Annotated in this window: 16 protein-coding genes and 2 pseudogenes; 9 read left to right on the top strand and 9 right to left on the bottom strand. The window is 65.8% G+C overall.

The window, feature by feature from the left end; translation table 11 throughout:
• Nucleotides 1-2878 (top strand): beta strand repeat-containing protein (locus tag U4Y91_RS05060; protein ID WP_321803759.1); only part of this gene is annotated, 2878 nt, incomplete at its 5' end.
• 274 nt (nt 2879-3152) lie between these two features.
• Nucleotides 3153-4544, top strand: coding sequence for a TolC family outer membrane protein (locus U4Y91_RS05055; protein ID WP_415750443.1), 1392 nt, complete (start codon nt 3153-3155; stop codon nt 4542-4544).
• Between the two features lie 133 nt (nt 4545-4677).
• Here U4Y91_RS05055 and U4Y91_RS05050 read toward each other — a convergent pair.
• Nucleotides 4678-5268: pseudogene (locus U4Y91_RS05050) on the bottom strand (tyrosine-type recombinase/integrase); the annotation flags it as partial.
• Between the two features lie 1196 nt (nt 5269-6464).
• On the opposite strand from U4Y91_RS05050, the gene U4Y91_RS05045 reads away from it, so the two are divergent.
• Complete coding sequence (locus U4Y91_RS05045; protein ID WP_044843467.1) at nt 6465-6749, top strand: helix-turn-helix domain-containing protein; 285 nt, start codon at nt 6465-6467, stop codon at nt 6747-6749.
• Nucleotides 6739-8043: a HipA domain-containing protein gene (locus tag U4Y91_RS05040; RefSeq protein ID WP_321803755.1), complete on the top strand. Its 1305-nt coding sequence runs from the start codon at nt 6739-6741 to the stop codon at nt 8041-8043. Before U4Y91_RS05045 ends, U4Y91_RS05040 begins: the two co-directional genes overlap by 11 nt.
• A gap of 522 nt (nt 8044-8565) precedes the next feature.
• On the opposite strand, the gene U4Y91_RS05035 is transcribed toward U4Y91_RS05040, so the two are convergent.
• From U4Y91_RS05035 to U4Y91_RS05010, 6 genes are all read right to left on the bottom strand, one after another.
• Nucleotides 8566-8988: an ACT domain-containing protein gene (locus U4Y91_RS05035; protein ID WP_321803753.1), complete on the bottom strand. Its 423-nt coding sequence runs from the start codon at nt 8986-8988 to the stop codon at nt 8566-8568.
• A 96-nt stretch (nt 8989-9084) separates the two neighbouring features.
• On the bottom strand, nt 9085-9564 hold the full coding sequence (locus U4Y91_RS05030) for a hypothetical protein (RefSeq protein ID WP_321803751.1): 480 nt from the start codon (nt 9562-9564) through the stop codon (nt 9085-9087).
• Nucleotides 9565-9748: 184 nt separating this feature from the next.
• Entirely contained in the window at nt 9749-9970 is a 222-nt protein-coding gene (locus U4Y91_RS05025; RefSeq protein ID WP_321803749.1) for a hypothetical protein, read from the bottom strand.
• 49 nt (nt 9971-10019) lie between these two features.
• The gene (locus U4Y91_RS05020; RefSeq protein WP_415750442.1) at nt 10020-10832 is read right to left on the bottom strand and encodes a fused MFS/spermidine synthase; all 813 of its coding nucleotides are present in this window, start codon (nt 10830-10832) and stop codon (nt 10020-10022) included.
• 5 nt (nt 10833-10837) lie between these two features.
• Nucleotides 10838-11101 carry an HPr family phosphocarrier protein gene (locus U4Y91_RS05015; protein WP_321803747.1) on the bottom strand — a complete coding sequence of 88 codons (264 nt, stop codon included), beginning with the start codon at nt 11099-11101 and terminating at the stop codon, nt 10838-10840.
• Nucleotides 11102-11132: 31 nt separating this feature from the next.
• The gene (locus U4Y91_RS05010) at nt 11133-11579 is read right to left on the bottom strand and encodes a hypothetical protein (protein ID WP_321803745.1); all 447 of its coding nucleotides are present in this window, start codon (nt 11577-11579) and stop codon (nt 11133-11135) included.
• Nucleotides 11580-11828: 249 nt separating this feature from the next.
• Between U4Y91_RS05010 and U4Y91_RS05005 the strand changes: the two are divergent.
• A pseudogene (locus tag U4Y91_RS05005) lies at nt 11829-12146 on the top strand (alkylphosphonate utilization protein).
• Between the two features lie 319 nt (nt 12147-12465).
• On the opposite strand, the gene U4Y91_RS04995 reads toward U4Y91_RS05005, so the two are convergent.
• A complete protein-coding gene (locus U4Y91_RS04995) occupies nt 12466-12663 on the bottom strand; it encodes a ribbon-helix-helix protein, CopG family (protein ID WP_044843458.1) in 198 nt (65 codons plus the stop codon).
• A gap of 168 nt (nt 12664-12831) precedes the next feature.
• Nucleotides 12832-13599 carry a YoaK family protein gene (locus tag U4Y91_RS04990; protein WP_044843457.1) on the bottom strand — a complete coding sequence of 256 codons (768 nt, stop codon included), beginning with the start codon at nt 13597-13599 and terminating at the stop codon, nt 12832-12834.
• A gap of 246 nt (nt 13600-13845) precedes the next feature.
• Here U4Y91_RS04990 and hyfB point away from each other — a divergent pair, with 246 nt between their 5' ends.
• From hyfB to U4Y91_RS04970, 4 genes are read left to right on the top strand one after another with little or no spacing between them, the layout of a single operon-like run.
• A complete protein-coding gene (gene hyfB / locus U4Y91_RS04985) occupies nt 13846-15852 on the top strand; it encodes a hydrogenase 4 subunit B (protein WP_321803744.1) in 2007 nt (668 codons plus the stop codon).
• Nucleotides 15846-16796 (top strand): respiratory chain complex I subunit 1 family protein, encoded by a 951-nt coding sequence (locus U4Y91_RS04980; protein WP_044843455.1) that lies wholly within the window; start codon nt 15846-15848, stop codon nt 16794-16796. The genes hyfB and U4Y91_RS04980 overlap by 7 nt, the downstream gene beginning before the upstream one ends.
• Nucleotides 16797-17456, top strand: coding sequence for a formate hydrogenlyase (locus tag U4Y91_RS04975; protein WP_044843454.1), 660 nt, complete (start codon nt 16797-16799; stop codon nt 17454-17456). It abuts the gene before it with no gap.
• Entirely contained in the window at nt 17449-18912 is a 1464-nt protein-coding gene (locus U4Y91_RS04970) for a hydrogenase 4 subunit F (RefSeq protein WP_321803742.1), read from the top strand. The genes U4Y91_RS04975 and U4Y91_RS04970 overlap by 8 nt, the downstream gene beginning before the upstream one ends.
• Nucleotide 18913 lies beyond the last annotated feature (1 nt).

Raw genomic sequence — 18913 nt, 5'->3', positions numbered from 1 at the left:
CGTCGGCACGCTGAACCTCACCGGCATCGAACCCGGCGCCACCGTGCAGTACAGCGTCGACAATGGCGGCCATTGGAACACCGGCTTCAGCGCCGTCGAAGGCACGAACAACGTGCAGGTTCGCCAGATCGACGTCGCCGGCAATACCTCGTCGGCGACGTCGTTCAGCTTCACGCTCGACACCTCGGCCGCCGCGCCCGGTGTCGCGCTGACCACCGATTCCGGCAGCAGCGCCTCCGACCACGTCACCAACGTCGGTACGTTGAACCTCAGCGGCATCGAAACCGGCGCCACCGTGCAATACAGCGTCGATAACGGTTCGCATTGGAACACCAGCTTCAGCGCGGTCGAAGGATTGAACAACGTACAGGTCCGCCAGATCGACGTCGCCGGCAATACGTCGTCGGCGACGTCGTTCAGCTTCACGCTCGACACCTCGGCCGCCGCGCCCGGCGTCGCCCTGACCACCGATTCGGGCAGCAGTGCCTCCGATCACATCACCAACGTCGGCACGCTGAACCTCACCGGCATCGAAACCGGCGCCACCGTGCAGTACAGCGTCGATAACGGTTCGCATTGGAACACCAGCTTCAGCGCGGTCGAAGGATTGAACAATGTGCAGGTCCGGCAGATCGACGTCGCCGGCAATACGTCGTCGGCGACCTCCTTCAGCTTCACGCTCGACACGTCGGCGGCCGCCCCGGGCGTGGCCCTGACCACCGATTCGGGCAGCAGTGCGTCCGACCACGTCACCAACGTCGGCACGCTGAACCTCAGCGGCATCGAAACCGGCGCCACCGTGCAGTACAGCGTCGACAATGGCGGCCATTGGAACACCAGTTTCAGCGCCGTCGCAGGATTGAACAACGTACAGGTCCGCCAGATCGACGTCGCCGGCAATACGTCGTCGGCGACCTCCTTCAGCTTCACGCTCGACACCTCGGCCGCCGCCCCCGGCGTCGCGCTCACCACCGATTCCGGCAGCAGCGCATCCGATCACATCACCAACGTCGGTACGCTGAACCTCACCGGCATCGAAACCGGCGCCACCGTGCAGTACAGCGTCGACAATGGCGGCCATTGGAACACCAGCTTCAGTGCAGCCGAAGGCGCGAACAACGTCCAGGTCCGCCAGATCGACGTGGCAGGCAACATCTCGAACGCGACCAGCTTCAATTTCACGCTCGACACCACCGCCCCGTCCACGCTGTCGTGGCAATACAGCGGGAACACGCTCACAGCCAACACCGACACGTCGAACGTCTGGAAAGTGACGGTCCACGACAACACCACCAACGCCGACTACAGCGCAACGCAACAAAGCGCCGGTACCTGGGCCTTCACGCAACAGAGCCTCAACCTCAACAAGGACTCCCTCACCGTGACCGAGTGGGACACGGCAGGCAACACGCGATCCTCGACGCACACGGCGCCCGCCGGCGTCGCCGGATCCGAGATCAATCTGGCGCTGGCCGATCCGTCCGGCCATGCGTCCGACCTCGCGGTGACGATCGCCGGCATCCCGTCCGGCTGGACGCTGAACGCCGGCACCGACCTCGGCAACGGCGCATGGCTCGTCCCGACGAACGATCTCGGCGCACTCACCGTCACGCCGCCCGCGTCCTTCACGGGCGCCACGGTGCTCACCGTGACCGAAACCTGGACCGCCGCGGACGGCAGCCACCAGGCCGTCACGGTCGCCGACAACGTCGAAGCGTTCGCGGCCAACGCGCCGATCTTCGCGTGGTCCGGCGACGATCAGCTCACGGGATCCGCCGGCCACGACCTGTTCGTGTTCGCGCAGCCGATCGGCAACGACACGCTGCACAATCTCGACCTCGCCGCCGACAAGATCGACCTCGTCGGATTCACCGGCATCACGAGCTTCAGCGACGTCCAGGCCCACATGACGGACGACGCCAACGGCAACGCGGTGATTGCACTGGGCGACGGCGCGACCATCACGGTGGCGGGCGTTCACGCCACCGACCTCACCAGCGACAATTTCGTGTTCGACCAGGAGGCGGTCACGACCAACGCCGGCGTCATGACGGTCAACGACGGCGCGATGCTTCCCGTCGGCGGCACGATCGACAACACGGGCACGATCGCGCTCGGATCGACGGGCGACCTGACCCGGTTCGAGGTGCTGGTCAGGAGCACGACGCTGGAAGGCGGTGGTCACGTGACGCTGTCGGACGACAGCCACAACGTCATCTTCGGCAGCACGCCGGACGCGACGCTCGTCAACGTCGACAACACGATCGCCGGGGCCGGCCAGCTCGGCGCTGGCCAGCTGACGCTCGTCAACGAAGGGACGATCGTCGCCAGCGGCGCCAACGCGCTCGTGATCGACACGGGCGCCCACGCCGTCGTCAATACGGGCACGCTCGAGGCAACCGGCAGCGGCGGCCTCGTGATCGACAGCGCCGTGGCGAACACGGGCAACCTGTGGGCCAACAACGGCAACCTGACGATCCACGGCGACGTGACGGGCGCCGGTAGCGCGACGATCAGCGGCGCCGCGACCCTGGAGTTCGGCGGCGCGTCCGCGGAAAACACGACGTTCGCCGACGGCGCCGCCGGTACGCTCAAGCTGGACCAGTCCGCCGGCTTCACCGGCACGGTCAGCGGCTTCGGCGCGGCCGATACGCTCGATCTCGCGGATGTCCTGTTCAACGACCACACGACGCTCAGCTTCACGGCCAACGACACCGGAACGGGCGGCACGCTGACCGTCAGCGACGGCGCCCACACGGCGCAGGTTGCGCTGCAGGGCAACCTGTCGGCCGGCGGCTTCCAGCTTTCGCACGATCAAGGCAGCGGCACCGTCGTCACTTACACCCCGCCGCCGCTGCCCCACGTCCAGGAGGTCTAGCCGGCCGGAACGCCCCGCGAGCGACGCGTGCACGCGCGATCGAATGCAGCACGCCGTCGCTCGCGGCGGCAGGTCCGACGCATCCTGCGCAGCGCACCGACGCGAATATCTTCACGGGAAATCCGTCGAATGGACTAAGCTGCCAGAAGGCGCAACGTGATTCCGGCGAGCTGCGCCGGCCGCATGATTCCGAGCATCGCGAAATATCCGATCGTGCCTGAGCCGTGCTGCTTGCTGGCAGCCGTCAGGCGACAGGCGACAGGAAACCGAGTCGATGAACCGAAACTGCCCGCTGCTAGCCGTGCTCGCACTCGCGTCGGCGCTTGCCGCCGCCTCGTCGCTCGCCGCCGCCTCGTCGCTCGCCGCCGCGCAAAGTCTCCAGGAAGCAGTCGAGCAAGCGATCAGAACCAACCCCGAAGTCCGCGCCACCACGTATAACCGCGAAGCGGCCGATCAGGGCCTGAAGCAGGCGCGGGCCGGCTACTGGCCGCGCGTGGACGTCGACGCGTCGATCGGCAAGGAGCAGCGCGACGATGTGGAGACCCGCCTGCTCGGCCTGAACCGGACCACGTTCACGCATCGCAATGCCAACGTGACGTTGTCGCAGATGCTGTTCGACGGCTTCGCGGTCAGGAGCGAAGTGGCGCGTCAGCAGGCGCGCATCGACTCGTCCGCCAATCGCGTCGCCTCCACGTCCGAGGACGTGGCGCTGCGCGTGGTGGGCGCCTATCTCGAGGTGCTGCGCCGCCGGGAGACGACGGCCGCCGCCGAGGACAACCTCGAATCCCATCGCCGGATCCACGACCAGATCAAGCTGCGCAGCGACCGCGGCGTCGGGCGCCGCGCCGACCTTTACCAGGCGGAAAGCCGGCTGGCGCTGGCCCAGGACAACTTGCGCACCGAGCAAAGCAGCCTGAAGGATGCCGAAGTGGCTTACGCCCGTCTCGTAGGCTCGGCCCCGGATGCGCTCGTCAAGCCGGTGGCGCCGGAAGGCGCGCTGCCGCCGACCGAACGCCTCGCGCTGGACGCGGCGCTGGCGAACCACCCGTCGCTCGCCGGCGCCGAGGCGGACGTGGCCCAGGCACGCGCCCGGTACGACGGCGCCAAGGCCGCGCTGTGGCCGCGCCTCGACCTGGAGCTCAGCGCGAGCCACGACCGCGACGGCGTGCTCGGCCCGACCAACGACCGCCGCGTGATGCTGCGTCTTCGCTACAACCTGTTCCAAGGGGGCGCCGACAAGGCGCGCATCGGCGAAGCGCACGCGCAGATCCGCGAAGCGGAAGAGGAACGCAATCGCACGCGCCTCGAGATCCAGGAAAGCGTTTCGCATGCGTACAACGCGTACCTCACCGCGCGCGACCGGATGGTCGTGCTCAAGCAGTACGTCGATTCCAGTGCGGCGACGCGCGAAGCGTACATGCTGCAGTTCGGCATCGGGCAGCGCTCGCTGCTCGATCTGCTCAATGCCGAGAACGAGTATTACAGCGCGCGCATCGATTACATCGGCGGCCAGTATGCGGAAGCCGCGAGCGCCTACCGGGTGTTCGCCGGCATGGGACAGTTGCTCGATACGCTGCACGTCGGGCGGCCGGCCGAGGCGTGGGGGGCCGGCAGCGCGCGGCCGGCGGTCGCCTTCAATCGCGGCGCCCAGGACACCGGGAAATGACACTCGCCCGCGCGGCGCGGCTGACCGGACCCGGCGCGCTCATGGGGGATGAACACGGTAAGCGCAATTTTCTATCATAAGCCTTGAAGTTATGAAATCTATTGTGCTTATGCTTAAGGTGCCATAAGCAGGCCTACTGCTTGAAATCCCGTGAGCGAAACGCCTGATCGAATTGCCGGGCTCGCTGCACCTCGTCGCTGTGCAGGTAGGTCGATGTCGTCGAGATCGAGGCGTGCCGCAGGTTGTCGCGCACCATGATCAGCTCAGCACCACGCGCCAGCGCGTGCGACGCGTGGGTGTGCCGCATCCAATGCGGGCTCGCGCGGCGCAGCTTTTCGGCGGTCGCCGGCCGATCGTCCTGGATTGCATCGGCCACCAGCATGAAGAACCGTCGCAGCACGCGCCAGAGCCGTCTGGGTTCGATGCCCGCGCCATCCTCGTCAAGGCTCGCAACGAGCGGCGTCGCCGGGTCCCAGCGTGCGGGCGTGATCGGCAGCCCGCGCTGCACGAGATATTGATCCAGCGCGGTTCGAGCGAGTGACGGTAGCGCCACCTTGCCGAGCTTGCCGCCCTTGCCAAGCACGTGCAGCCAGTGATCGCCGTGCTCGTCCCGGCGGATGTCGCCGAGCGTCGCGCCGACCAGCTCGCTCGCGCGCAGGCCGGTCGCATAGCCGAAGTCCAGCAGGAAGCGGAGGCGCTGCGCGGCCGGCAGGCTCCAGCCGTATACACAGCGGCGCCAGCTGGATCGCCGCCGCTCCGGGTGTAGAAGGTCGCGCTGCCTCCGTATTGCAAATCGAACGTGAAAGTGGCGGGCATACTCATCACGGTTTCCCTGGTGCGTTCCTGAAGATCGTCATCTCCTGCCCGAGCACGGCGATCCAGCCGAGGCGCCGTTTGGCGCTCCGATCGCAATTTGGTTGCGGTGACGACGGCGCCCCGTTGTCTTGGTCGGCTACATCTACCGCAGCGACGCAACAAGAGAACACCATCCCGTACCGCTCAAGAGCCGGGATGGTGTTTCCAGTGGCAAACGCACACTGCACAAAGCGTGAATTATCGTCAGACATCGTGGCTACCCCGTAGCGAATCGTCATGCGCAGCCGCCGACAATCACGTCACAGCCCTTGTTTGACTATTAGTCACCCCGTTATGTCACCTTGTAGCTTCTCCCTTTGGGCACGCTGAGCGACGTTTGAAATGCCATTCATCTGCGCGCTCGGTCCTTACAGCAAGCGGCATGCCAATATCGGGCTTTGGATGCTCATCGCGACTCGGCACCGCGACGACATGAAAAGCAAAGTTGAGGTGGTCAAAATGTTTCGGCGGTGATACGGATCGGCCCGATCATGCAAGCGCATGCGGCGATCGCCAATGCGGCGCGTGGCGTGTGCGCGTGGTCGAGCGTGAGAATGAGAGGATGAGGGGACGTTTCCGCATTGATACGGACTGACCGCGCATATGTCCGCAGACCACCGTGTCGCCGCACGCACGGTCGGCGCCCTGACCGCTCATTCGAGCCCGACGGGCAATAGCCGTTCGATCCGGTGCACCGCATGGTTCGAAATCCGCTGCCCGCATCCCCCCATGACAAGCGGCGCGACCGCCCCGTCGCCCCGCTTGCTCCACTTGCCCCGTCTGCTCCGCACACGGCGCCACCCTTACGCAGGCGTTTGCCGGCGCGGCCGGTCGTCGCACACGCATGCGACCGGGCCGCCGTCACGGTCCCGTCCTTCTCCGCATCCGTTCGGATACGAAAATCGCCTGCGCCACGATTCCGCACCACCCGGTACCCGATCGGGTACGAAACAGCGCACCGGCTCTCCGGTTCGCCACTCCGTTCCTGTACGGATACGAAATAATGCCCGGGCCGACGAGTTGTGCAATACTGTTCCCGATCAGATACGAAGCACGGAGAACGTCATGTCGGAGTCCCAGTCCGTCGACACGATCGGCGCGCTCGCCCACCTCATCCGCGCGGCGCGGCTCCAGCAGGGGTTCACGCGCGACGAACTCGCGAACGCGACCGGGCTGTCGCCGAAATTCATCAGCCAGGTGGAAGGCGGAAAGCCGACCGCGCAAATCGGCAAGGTCATGCTGCTGCTCGGCGAACTGGGCGTGCGCCTGTACGCCGAGTCGTCGGTCGAGATTTCGGAAGCCACCGCGCTGAAGGCCGCGCAACGCCGCAGGAGCAGCCATGGCGGCTAGAACGCTGATCGCGTCCGCCAACGGCGTGCGCATGGGCACGCTGACCGACGACAAGGGCATCTGGTCGTTCGCGTACGCCCCGCAATGGCTCGCGTCCCCGGCTGCCTATCCGCTGTCCCCGACGTTCGCGCTGCGCGCCGGCACCTTCACCGACACGTCGACCGATCGCCCGGTCCAGTGGTTCTTCGACAACCTGCTGCCCGAGGAAGGCATGCGCACCTCGCTCGCACGCGAGGCGAAGGTCGACGCCGCCGACGCGTGGGGCCTGCTCGCGTACTTCGGGCGCGAATCGGCCGGCGCGCTGACGCTGCTGGCCGACGGCGAACAGGAAGCGCCCGGCAGCCTGCAGCCGCTGCCGCTCGACGAGCTCGAACGCCGGATCCAGGCGATGCCCGAGCGCGCGCTGACGGCCACCGCGCCCAAGCGCATGTCGGCGGCCGGCGCGCAGCAGAAACTGCTGCTGGTGCTGCGCGGCGATGCACCCGACTACGCGCTGTACGAGCCGGTCGGCAGCGAGCCGTCGATGCACCTGCTCAAGCCGGACATGCGCGCGGCCGGCTACCCGCACTCGGCGATCAACGAATTCTTCTGCATGAAGCTCGCGAAGAAGATGGGGCTCGACGTCCCCGACGTGCACTTCCTGCGCGCGCCGTCCGCGTGCTACGTGATCGACCGGTTCGACCGCGACGTCGCGTCGGCGCCGGCCGCACGCGTACATACGATCGACGCGATGCAGTTGCTCAACTACGACCGCGGCTTCAAGTACCAGCGCGCGAACGCGCAGGAGCTCGCCCGCGCGATCGAGCGCACCAGCACGCGCGCGCTGGCGCGCCTGTCGGTGTTCCGCTGGACCGTGTTCAACGTGGTGGTCGGCAATGCCGACGCGCACCTGAAGAACCTGTCGTTCTTCGTCGACGCGCGCGGCTACCGGCTCGCGCCGTTCTACGACATCGTCAGCACGGTCGTGTATCACACGCCGACGCACCGCCCCGACCATCGCGGCGATCACTGGCCGCACTGCGAATTGACGATGCCGCTCGGCAACGCGACGCGGTTTGTCGATATCGATGCGGCTGCGCTGATCGCGTTCGGCCAGGCGCTCGGGCTCAGGGAGAAAGCGGCGGCAAGCGAGCTGCAGCGCTTTCTCGAACCGCTCGATCGCCACGTCGCGCAGACGCTCGATGACGTGCGGGCAATCGCGCGCCCGGACGCCGGGGAGACGCGGCTGCTGAATTCGATCGCGGCGATGCCGATCGCGGAGATGGGGCGCGCGCTTCGGCCGACGCGCGATTGAGGAGGCATGCGCGGGCGGCCGCGTCGGCCCTGCATCGTGCTCCGATCCCGTCCGGAACTTCGCCGCCCGTGCGTCACGCACCTCGATACCGCAGCGCCGCCCCTTCCGAGTGAACATGCGAGGCGGCGATTTCAACAGCGAAGTTCATTCGCATCGACGTCATCGGGATAAGTATTCTTATCACAATGCATCTATTTTTCTTCAAAACTAGAACACGAACAAATACGCCAGGCAACTCGATCCCCCTGCCCGCTCGCCTGTGTTTGCCGCACACGGCATGACGAAACGCGAGACACGCGAAGGCACGGGAACGCGGCAGACGTACGCGGCGAAACACGCGAACGAAGCGCCGCTGCGGCGCGTCGCCCGCGCGCATGCCGCAATCGATTGGCCGTCGATATTCCGCGGCGGCCTCAGCCGGTCGAAGATCGGGCAGACCGCGCCGAACGCCCGATGCAACACACGCGAGATTCAACCGTGAAAGGCGCCCCGCCTCACCCTGCAGTCGACTGAAACGGCAATTCAGGCCCTTTGCAGGATGTCTGTCGCCTGCTCGGCGTCGGCCAGCGAGTCGAGCGCGAGATAAGCAATGAACTGCGAGCCGAGCACGGCGGCGGATACGCCGCGGAGATTGATCCCGCCGTCCGACAGTTTCTGGGTCAGCTCCGCGATGATCCCCATCTGGTCCAGCCCCATCACACGGATGGAGTGCAGGCTCGAGCTAGGACTGAATCCCGCCTGGGTGGCAGCACGGGTCTCTCGATCTCCCTGCAGCGGCGCGACGAATACCACCCCTTTGCCGGGTGCTTCCTGGGTGCGCCGGGCGACAACGAATTGCAAATCCGCGCCGGCATCCCGCAACGCGTTCAGCACGTGTGCAAGACCGCCCGGCTTGTCCTCGATGGTGGCCGCCCAGACGTCAACGCGTTCCACGAGCAGTTCCATGGCCCCTCCAAAAAGTCGGACCTCGATGAAGACAATCTATGTCGCGCATGACCGGCGAGCAAGTCCGCTTGTGCGAAGGGCGGCATGCAGGTTCGCCTAGGAATCCGATGATTTCGCCGACGGGGGACGCAAGCCGAGCATGACCGCCTGCCGATGCCGCCATTGAAGCAGCGCGTCGCGGAACTCGTCGGATGATTGTCCGGACGTAACCCGCCATGCGCCGTATTGAAAGGATCTCGCAGCGCGCCAGAACGATCGGGCCTCCGGCCCGTCGTCGATGGGAGTAATGGGCAACTGGTACGTTCGATGCAGATACGACAGGAAGGCGAGACCGTAGCCGCGGCGCCTCATCGTCGGGAGAATTTCCAGTCGATGGACATATACCCGATCGGTTCGCGGCGCCAGGCTGTATGTCGCCGCGCCGACGATACCGCCGGATACCGCGAGGATCGCGACTTCCCAACCCGAATGCGGCACGCCGTCGATGCCCAGATCGATCGGCGCCGATTGAAAACGAATCACGGGAAGCCGGCGAAATTTGCGTCGCGCAAAAAGTAACCGCAGGTAGGAAAGCACGTTCAGCCTTTCGTCATGTCCGCAGCGGCACGCTTGCTCATCTTCGCGAGCCACTGCAATTCGCAGCCGCACCCTGGCGCGTTGACGCTCCCCCTGTCAAACGCAACCGCCCATGCCATGAACGACCCGGCATGGATATCCGGATCGACGCGACCGTGCGATTCGCGAGCGACGCCGACTGGAACTATTTCCGGTTCTTCAGGAACGTCTGTCCGGCTGCCGTAATCGAGCCGCTTCCGCGGCCGTTCGTCGGATAGCGCACGAATCCTGCGCCGATGAGCTCGCGGGTAATGGACCAGCCAAGTGCGGGCGTATCGCGACCGTAACGAATATCGGCAAGGCGCTCCAGCGCCCAGATCGCGGATGCCGAGATGGTCGGAACGGTCGAAGCTTCGTTATCGCTCATGGCGTCTCCAGGGGTTTGATCATGATCAAGGGTGCCGCATGTATCGGACTCAATCGGCAAGGCACGCACTCAGGCGCGTCCAGTCGTAACGGGCGCCGACCTCGATGCGTACGGCGGCATCGACGAGGTCGATGCCGTGGTGGCCGCAGTGCCGATCCGCACGTTCGATGAGTGCCTCGAGCGACGGCAGCGGTGCGTCGCTCTTCCAGGCGAAGGTGATCACGTTACCTGCACCGTCTTCAGCCGGTGCGATTGCGACGGAAGGGCCGAACGTCTCACGCAGCCTCGCGAGACAATCACCGAGTCGCGGATCGTCGCCGAGCAGATTGACGACGAGCACACCGTCGTCGTTCAGTCGCGCGCGACAGGTGTCATAGAAGGCTGCGCTGCAGAGCTCGGACGGCGCGCTATCCGCATTGAAACCATCCTGCAACAGCGCATCGAAGGTGTGCGCGGTCGTCGACAGGTGCCGCGCCGCGTCCGCGCAGATGATCGTCAGTCGCGCGTCATCAGGTGGAACGTGGAACCGGTCGCGAAGCGCAATCACTCCCGGATTGATTTCGATTGCCGTGAGATGGGTGTTCGGCAGGTTCCGATAGCAATACTTCACGAGCGAACCGCCGCCGAGCCCGATCAAGCCCACATGCGCGGGTTCCGGCTGAAACAGCAGGAACCCCATCATCGTGCGCGTATAGCCGAGTGCGAGCGCGTCCGGGGCCTCCCGCAGCATCGTGCTTTGCATGCCACGGCCGTCGAAGCACAGCGAGACGAGGTGCTCGGTTTCCACGACGATCGGCTTGTCGGCAATCTCGGCCGCGGAGGCCGCGCGCAGGCCCAGGAACGGAAAATCGACAGGCGGCACGCGGGTCAGCCCTCTTGAAGCAAGGGCAAGAGCGCATGAAGCGCCGCCTCTTCGTCCGGGCCGCTTGCAAGGACTTGCGCGGACGTGCCGCGACGCACCTGTAGCGATGACATGGCCATGCCGTCCTTGGCATTCCCGCGCCGCCCATTGGCGATCAGCAGGATGTCGCTGTCGAAACGGCGCGCCGTGACCACGAGCGCATCGCGCACGGCGGTCGCACCGTTCCGGCTCCAGGCGGGACCTGCTTCGAAATAAACGACGGTTGCCATGTTCCTCGCGTGTGCCGATGGATCCTGGTATTCAGTGGGACGTGGCGATCCGGCAGGCCATCAGGAACGCCTGGAACTCGGTTTCCCATGCCGCGTTGCGCACGTCGATTTCGAAACCGGCGAGACGCTGCATTGCGCCGCTCAGATACACGGCACGGAGCAATCGAGGCGGCACGCCCTGCACGAAACAGCAGCCATCCGCATCGAGCAGCAGGCGCGGGTGGTGCCGGAACCGCGCACTGGCCACCGAGATGGGATCCATCACATGCCGAGCCGATTCCCGCGGATAGACGAAGGCCAGATGAATACCGGCTGCCGCGAGCCGTTCGCCCACATCATGGAAGCGGTGGACCATCTGGAAGCCGCGCTCGCCACCGCGCCCGACGCCCACCACGACAAGCCCCCGGCTCCCCGCGACCTCCGGCAGGGATATGGGCCGCCGATCGGGCAACAGCAGCATCCCATCCAGATCGAACATGTCGGCTACCTCCGCGAATCCGCCCTCAATTCCGGCGATCGGCGGCAAGGCTGAATTATAAGACAGCATTCATAGAATGTGTATTTCATTATAATGATGTGTGCGCCCGCCCCCGGGTCGGGCCGCTTGCGAGCCGCCGGCACGGCGCCCGTTCCGGCGAGGCAGGCATCCGCCCGCTTTTGCCGCCAGCCGGCTCGAATCCGTCCCAGGGAAGCCTCGAACGCTGCCCCCGCCTGCCCGCAATGCGCAATGGGAAACACCTGCCCGGACGGCACACTGCATGTGTGCGCGGACTGAAGTCATGAACGGTCGGCGGGCGCCGGCATCGAATCCGCTGACGAATCGGCCGGGCGAGTAGTCAAGGACGCGAACGGCAACGTGCCGCCGGACGAGGACGGGGACATGGTCGTGCCGATCAAGGATCTGCGCGTCAAGGGTTCATCGACCACGCTGAGAATGGGCAGCAAGGTAAAAAGCATCCGGATCGTCGGCGGCGATCACGAGATCGATTGCAAGACCGACGCGGGCAGCTTCGTGCTCACGGCGTGCTTTCTCTGGGAAGCGTGACGTCGCGCGCTTACCTACGGCGAACCCGCTTGTCGTTGCAGTTCGCTGCACGCGCCCCCACCAACGACCTGCCTATCTGGATCGATCGGGCATGGAGCGGGGTAATCGAAATCTGCCCGGCGTGACCATCGACGCAATCGAAATCAATCCGGACGTGATCACGCTACGCGATGTATTCAGGATTCCTGCGGACGATGCCCGGTTCAAGGTGATCCGTGCGGATGGCACGAAGTACGTGACACGGAAGGATGCCCATACCGACTCCTGGCATGCGCACGGCATGCGCACCGGGAAATCGACGTCCAGACGGCTCGCGAACTCAGTCCGCGCTTCGCTTCACCCGTTTGCCGAGCGCGCTTTTCGTCTTGTAGCTCACGCCGTGTTGTTCGAGATACTCGCGAATCAACTGCCGCACGACTTGCGATGGCGTCAGGTCCTGCTCCGCGCAGAGCATGTCGAACGCCTCTTTCTTGGCGGGATCGATCAGGATGGTCAAGCGTGCGGTTTTCGTTTCCATTGCAGGGCAGAGTCGGCAATATGCTAATTTAATTATAATGCATCGGCCCTTGCGTACCGCGCCGGAAAGCATTCGGCACGCGCGTGTGGCCCAGGCTCGGCGACAGCGCCTCGAGCAGGATCCGCCGCCGGCAACGCGCAGTCGGGTTTCGTTTCACCTTGTGCCGGCTCATGACCGGCGGTCAAGCCGATAGAGATAGTCGAGCACGTCGTCGACAACGGGCACGATCGCCAGCGTGACGAGTGCCGCGGCCAGCGGCACGGTCGACACGTAGCCGACATGCTTGAAGCCGATTGCGCCGGCCAGCCCCCCGACGAAGAACGACGCCAGCATCGTTGCATGAATCCTGAGCTTCGCGCGGTTTGCGATCACCGTCTGCGCGTGCACATCGGCACTTGAACGATTCCAGTAAAAGAGCTTGCCGAGTTCGATGCCGAGGTCCGTCACGATGCCGGTCATGTGCGTCGTGCGGATTTCCGCCCCCGACAGCTTGGTGATCATCGCGTTTTGCAGCCCCATGATGAAGCACAGCAAGATCACCGTGACCGGCATGAAGAACGCTTCCCACAGCGCGAGATGGCTGCCGAGCAGCCCGAACAGGAGCAGCAGCGCCGCTTCGACCAGCAGCGGCAGCACATACTGACTCTGCAGGCCGCGGCGCCGCCCCCAGTTGACGAGCACGGCCGAGCAGCCGGCACCCACCAGAAACGACGCGAGCGAACCCACCCCGGCCAGCACGAGCCGGATGTCGCCGAGCGCGGTCTGATCCGCAATCGCCGACACGATCCCGCTCATGTGCGACGTGTATTGCTTGACCGCGAGGAAACCGCCGGCATTGGTTGCGCCAGCGACAAAGGCAAGCGAAAACCCGAGCTGGCGGTTCGCGGCCGCGCTGCGGTGTTTTCCCGTCAGGCTTCGGAAGTACTGCGCTGGCATAGGATCTTCCCTCATTCGCCCGGATCGGGAGACAACGACGCCCCGAGCGGAGCCCGGAGCGCCGCGGCACACCGCCACGGTCGCCCGTTCCATCCAGGGAGCCATGAGACTTTCATGATAACCGCATTATCATACCTTGTTATCCTGATTCGTCTTTCGGTGTCATAATGCGGACAGGAACAGGTCGCGGAAGAAGCGGCCGTTCCAACCACCTCGTCCAACCCGAGCGTACTGGAGACATTCCGGATGGCACCCGTGCCGGTCGTCCATTTCGTCCTGCTGGCCGTGGCCGCGTGGCTCGCGGTCGGCACGCTGGGGCTCGGGGCGCTGCGCCGCACGCGACTGGTTGCCCACGGCCTCTTTCCGCTCGGTGCGTTGGTCGGACTGCTCGTCGGCGCGGCGGGCCTCGCCGGCATCTTTGCCGAACCGTCTGCCGCGGTGCTGCCGATCGGGCTTCCCGGCCTGCCCTTTCATCTGCGTCTCGATCGCTTGTCCGGCTATTTCCTGTTCGTGCTCGGCCTCGTCAGCACGGGGATCGGCGCCTTTTCAGCCGGCTATTTCCGCAAGGGTGAAGGATCCGCGCCCGGGCTGATCTGCTTCGAATACCACGTCTGCGTCGCAAGCATCGCGCTGGTGTTGATCGCCGACGACGCCTATGTATTCATGGTCGCCTGGGAGACGCTGACGCTGTCCGCGACGTTTCTCGTCATGACCAACCACCGGATCGGCGAGATCCGCCGGGCCGGTTACCTGTATTTCCTGATCTCGCACGTCGGCGCGCTGGCGCTGCTGCTCTGCTTCGGCATTCTGCAGGCGCGCACCGGCGACTACACCTTCGCCAACCTGCGCGCGCAGTCGCTGGATGCGTTGCCCGCGTCGTTCGCCTTCCTGTTCGCGCTCGTCGGGTTCGGCGCAAAGGCGGGGATCTTCCCGCTGCATGTATGGCTGCCGGAGGCTCACCCCGCGGCGCCGTCGCCGGTCTCGGCGCTCCTCAGCGGATTCGTGCTGAAAGTCGGCCTGTACGGCCTGCTGCGCGTGCTGTTCGACCTGTTGCACGTGCAGATTGCGTGGTGGGGCGTGCTGCTGCTCATGCTGGGGGTCGGCACCGCGCTGCTCGGCGTGGTGTTCAGCACCATCCAGGTCGACATGAAGCGCCTGCTCGCCTATTCGTCGATCGACAACGTCGGCCTGATGATCGTTGCGCTGGGTCTCGCGGTGCTGTTTCGCGCGTACGGGATGACGAGCCTGTCCGCGCTCGCGCTGACCGCGATGCTCTACCAGATCGTTGCGCATGCGGCGTTCAAGAGCCTGCTGTTCCTGGGCACGGGCGCCGTGCTCCACGCCACCGGCGAGCGCAACCTCGGCAGGCTCGGCGGACTGATTCGCTTCATGCCCTGGACCGCGTGGGCCGTGCTCGTGGGCGTCGCGGCCAGCGCGGGCCTGCCGCCGCTAAGCGGTTTCGTGGCCGAGTGGCTGCTGCTGCAGGGCTTTCTGTTCGCGCCGCGATTGCCGGATTCGGTACTCGCCATGACGGTGCCGATCGCCGCCGCGTTGATCGCCATGTCGGCCGCGCTGGCCGGCTACACGATGGTCAAGTTCTTCGGCATCGTGTTCCTCGGGCAACCGAGAGAAGCGAAGCTGAACCGCGCCCGCGACGCGAACACGTGGGAACGGCTCGCGTTCTGCTGGTTCGCGGCCGCCAGCGTGCTGCTCGGGCTGATGCCCGCCCAGTTCGTCAAGCTGCTGGATCGCGTCACGCACACGCTGGTCGGCGCCGGCGTCGGCGCGGACAATCATGGCTGGCTGCTGTTCGCGCCCGTGTCGGCCGCTCGCGCGAGCTACATGCCGGCGGCGTTCATGCTGTTCTTCATCGCCTGCTGCGGGCTCGCGTGGGTGCTGGTGCGGCGTTTCTATCACGGCCGGCTGCGCCGCGCGGCCCCGTGGGGCTGCGGCTTCCCTTTCACGACCGCGCGCATGCAGGATACGGCGGAAGGATTCGGGCAGCCGATCCGCGAAATCTTCGCACCGCTGCTGCACATCGAGCGGCAATTGCCGTCGCCATTCGACACCCGGCCGGCCTACCGGGTGTCGGTGACCGATCGCACCTGGTCCGCGCTCTACGCGCGCATCGCGGCACTCACGCAACGCGCCGCCGACTGGGCGGGCCGCCTGCAGACGGGCAAGATCGCGGTTTACCTGACCTACAGTTTCGTCGTGCTGATCGTGCTGCTGATGTTGGTGAGACGATGGTAACCCTGTCCGGCGTCATCTCGCAGACTCTCGAAATCGTGATAGCGATCGCGGCCGCGCCATTGCTCACGGGCTGGGTCAACCAATGCCGCGCCTGGCTTCAGAACCGGCGCGCGCCGTCCATCTGGCAGCCGTACCGGATGCTCCACAAGCTGTTCAACAAGGAATCGGTCATCGCGCACGGCGCGAGCCCCGTGTTCCGCGGCGCGCCCTATGTCGTCTGGGCCGCCATGACGCTCGCGTGCGCGATCGTGCCGACCCTGTCGACCGAATTGCCGCTGTCGCCCGCCGCCGATGCGATCGCGCTCGTCGGCCTGTTTGCGCTCGCGCGCGTCGCGCTGTCGCTCGCGGCGATGGACGTCGGCACGGCGTTCGGCACGCTCGGCGCCCGCCGCGAAATGCTGATCGGCTTCCTCGCGGAACCGGCACTGCTGATGGTGCTGCTGTCGGCCTCGCTGATTACGCAGTCGACGCTGCTGACGAGCATCGTCGCGACGCTCGGCCGCGGCGAGCTCACGATCTATCCGAGCCTGGCGTTCGCCGGCATCGCGTTCACGCTGGTCGCGCTGGCCGAAAATGCGCGGCTGCCGGTCGACAATCCGACCACCCACCTCGAGCTCACGATGATCCACGAGGCGCTGATCCTCGAATATTCGGGGCGGCACCTTGCGTTGATGGAATGGGCGGCAAGCCTCAAGCTGTTCGCGTATTCGTGCATCGGTCTCGCACTGTTCGTGCCCTGGGGCATCGCGAATGCGGGCGATCCGGTCGCGCTGCTGCTGGCGGTGCCGGTGCTCTTCATCAAGCTGACGGCAGGCGGTGTCGCGCTCGCCGTGGTCGAAACGGCCAACGCGAAGATGCGCATCTTCCGGGTACCGGAGTTCCTGGCCACGGCCTTCCTGCTGGCCGTGATCGGCATGCTCGTCCACCTGCTGCTGGGGGCATGAATGCACGCCTACGCGACACAACTGATCAATTTTCTCGCGGCCGTGCTGCTGATGCTGTCGTTCGCGATGCTGAGCCAGCGCCGGATCCTGTCCCTGATCCATCTCTATACGCTGCAGGGCGTCGCGCTCGTGTCGGCGAACCTGATCCTCGGCTTCGTCACGGCCGACGTGCACCTGTATGTGTCCGCCGGGCTGACGCTCGTGCTGAAGGTCGGCGTGATCCCGTGGTTCCTGTATCGGCTCGTGCGCAGGCTCGACGTCAAGACCGACGTCGAGCCGCTCATCAACATCCCGACCACGCTGCTGATCGGCATCGTCCTCGTGATCGTCGCGTTCAATGTCGCCGCGCCGATCAGCCAGCTCGCGACCTCGGTCGCGCGCGGCACGCTCGGCATTGCGCTCGCGTGCGTGCTGCTGTCGTTCATGGCGATGATCACGCGCGCCAAGGCCATTCCGCAGGTGATCGGCTTCCTGTCGATGGAAAACGGGCTGTTCTTCGCGGCGGCGGCCGCGACCAACGGCATGCCGATGATCGTCGAGCTCGGCATCGGGCTCGACGTGCTGATCGGCATCCTGATTCTGGGCGTCTTCATGTTCCAGATTCGCGAGCAGTTCGACAGCCTGGACATCCATCACCTCGAGAAACTCAAAGATGAATGACGCCCACGTCGTGCTCGCCGTGCTCGGGCTGCCGCTCGCGGGCGCCGCGTGCCTGGCCTGCGTGCGGCCGAGCCGGGTCGCGCGCCATCTGAACGTCGGCTTCAGCTTCCTGACGTTCGCGGCGACGCTGGTGCTGGCCGCGCGCACCGTCGAGCACGGCCCGTCGTTCGCATTCGGACGCGCGTTTTTCGTCGATCCGCTCAATGTCTATCTGGTTGCGCTCACGGCGTTCGTCGGCTGGACGACCTCGCTGTTTTCCCGGCCCTACATGCAGATCGAGGAAGCCCGCGGCCGGATGACGGCCGCGCGGATGCGGCTCTATCACAGCATGTATCAGCTCTTCATGTTCGCGATGCTGCTCGCGCTGCTGACCGACAACGTCGGCGTGCTGTGGGTTGCCATGGAAGCCGCCACGCTCGCCACCGTGTTGCTCGTCAGCGTCTACCGTACCGCCGCGAGCCTCGAAGCCGCATGGAAGTACTTCATCCTGTGCGGCGTGGGCATCGCCCAGGCGCTGTTCGGCACGATCCTGCTGTACCTCGCCGCGAGCCGGCAGCTGACCGACGGCGACGCGCTGCTGTGGACGAGCCTGGCCGCCGTCCGCACGCAGCTCGACCCGACGATCGTGTCGATCGCCTTCGTGTTTCTGCTGGTCGGCTACGGAACCAAGGTCGGCCTCGTGCCGATGCACAGCTGGCTGCCGGACGCGCACGCCGAAGGTCCGACGCCGATTTCGGCGGTGCTGTCCGGCCTGCTGCTGAACGTCGCGCTGTATGCGGTGCTGCGCTGCAAGGTGCTGGCCGACGGCGCGCTCGGCAATGGCCTGCCGGGGCGGCTGCTGGTCGGGTTCGGGCTCGTGTCGGTCCTGATCGCGTCGTTCTCGCTGTTCCGGCAGAAGGACGTGAAGCGCCTGTTCTCGTACTCGTCGATCGAGCATATGGGCTTGATGACATTCGCATTCGGGCTCGGCGGCCCGATCGCGACGTTCGCCGGGCTGCTGCACATGACGGTCCATTCCCTCGTCAAGTCGGCGATCTTCTTCGCGGTCGGCCACGCCGCACAGAAGGCCGGCACGCAGGCGATCGACGGCATTCGCGGGCTGCTGCAGGTCAGCCCGACGGTCGGCTGGGCCATGATGCTCGGCGCGCTTGCGATTCTCGGCCTGCCGCCGTTCGGCGTGTTCGCGAGCGAATTCCTGATCCTGACGACGGCCATGAACACGCTCCCGTGGACCGCGCCGTTGCTGCTGCTCGGGCTCGCCGTCGCGTTCGCGGCGATCTTCGCGCGCGTGCAGCGGATGGTGTTCGGCGAAACGACGACGGCGACACCGCTCGAACACCGGCCGGCGCTGCTGCCGGTGTTCGTGCATCTGGGACTCGGCCTGATGCTGGGCCTGTACGTGCCGCCTTATCTGGCCATGTGGTACCGCCAGGCGGCGACGATGCTGGCAGGGTGAA

This window comes from Burkholderia sp. BCC1993, from assembly GCF_905339865.1.
Classification (GTDB): domain Bacteria; phylum Pseudomonadota; class Gammaproteobacteria; order Burkholderiales; family Burkholderiaceae; genus Burkholderia.
The sequence above is the reverse complement of the archived record's forward strand: the minus strand, read 5'-3'. Positions and strand labels throughout refer to the sequence as shown.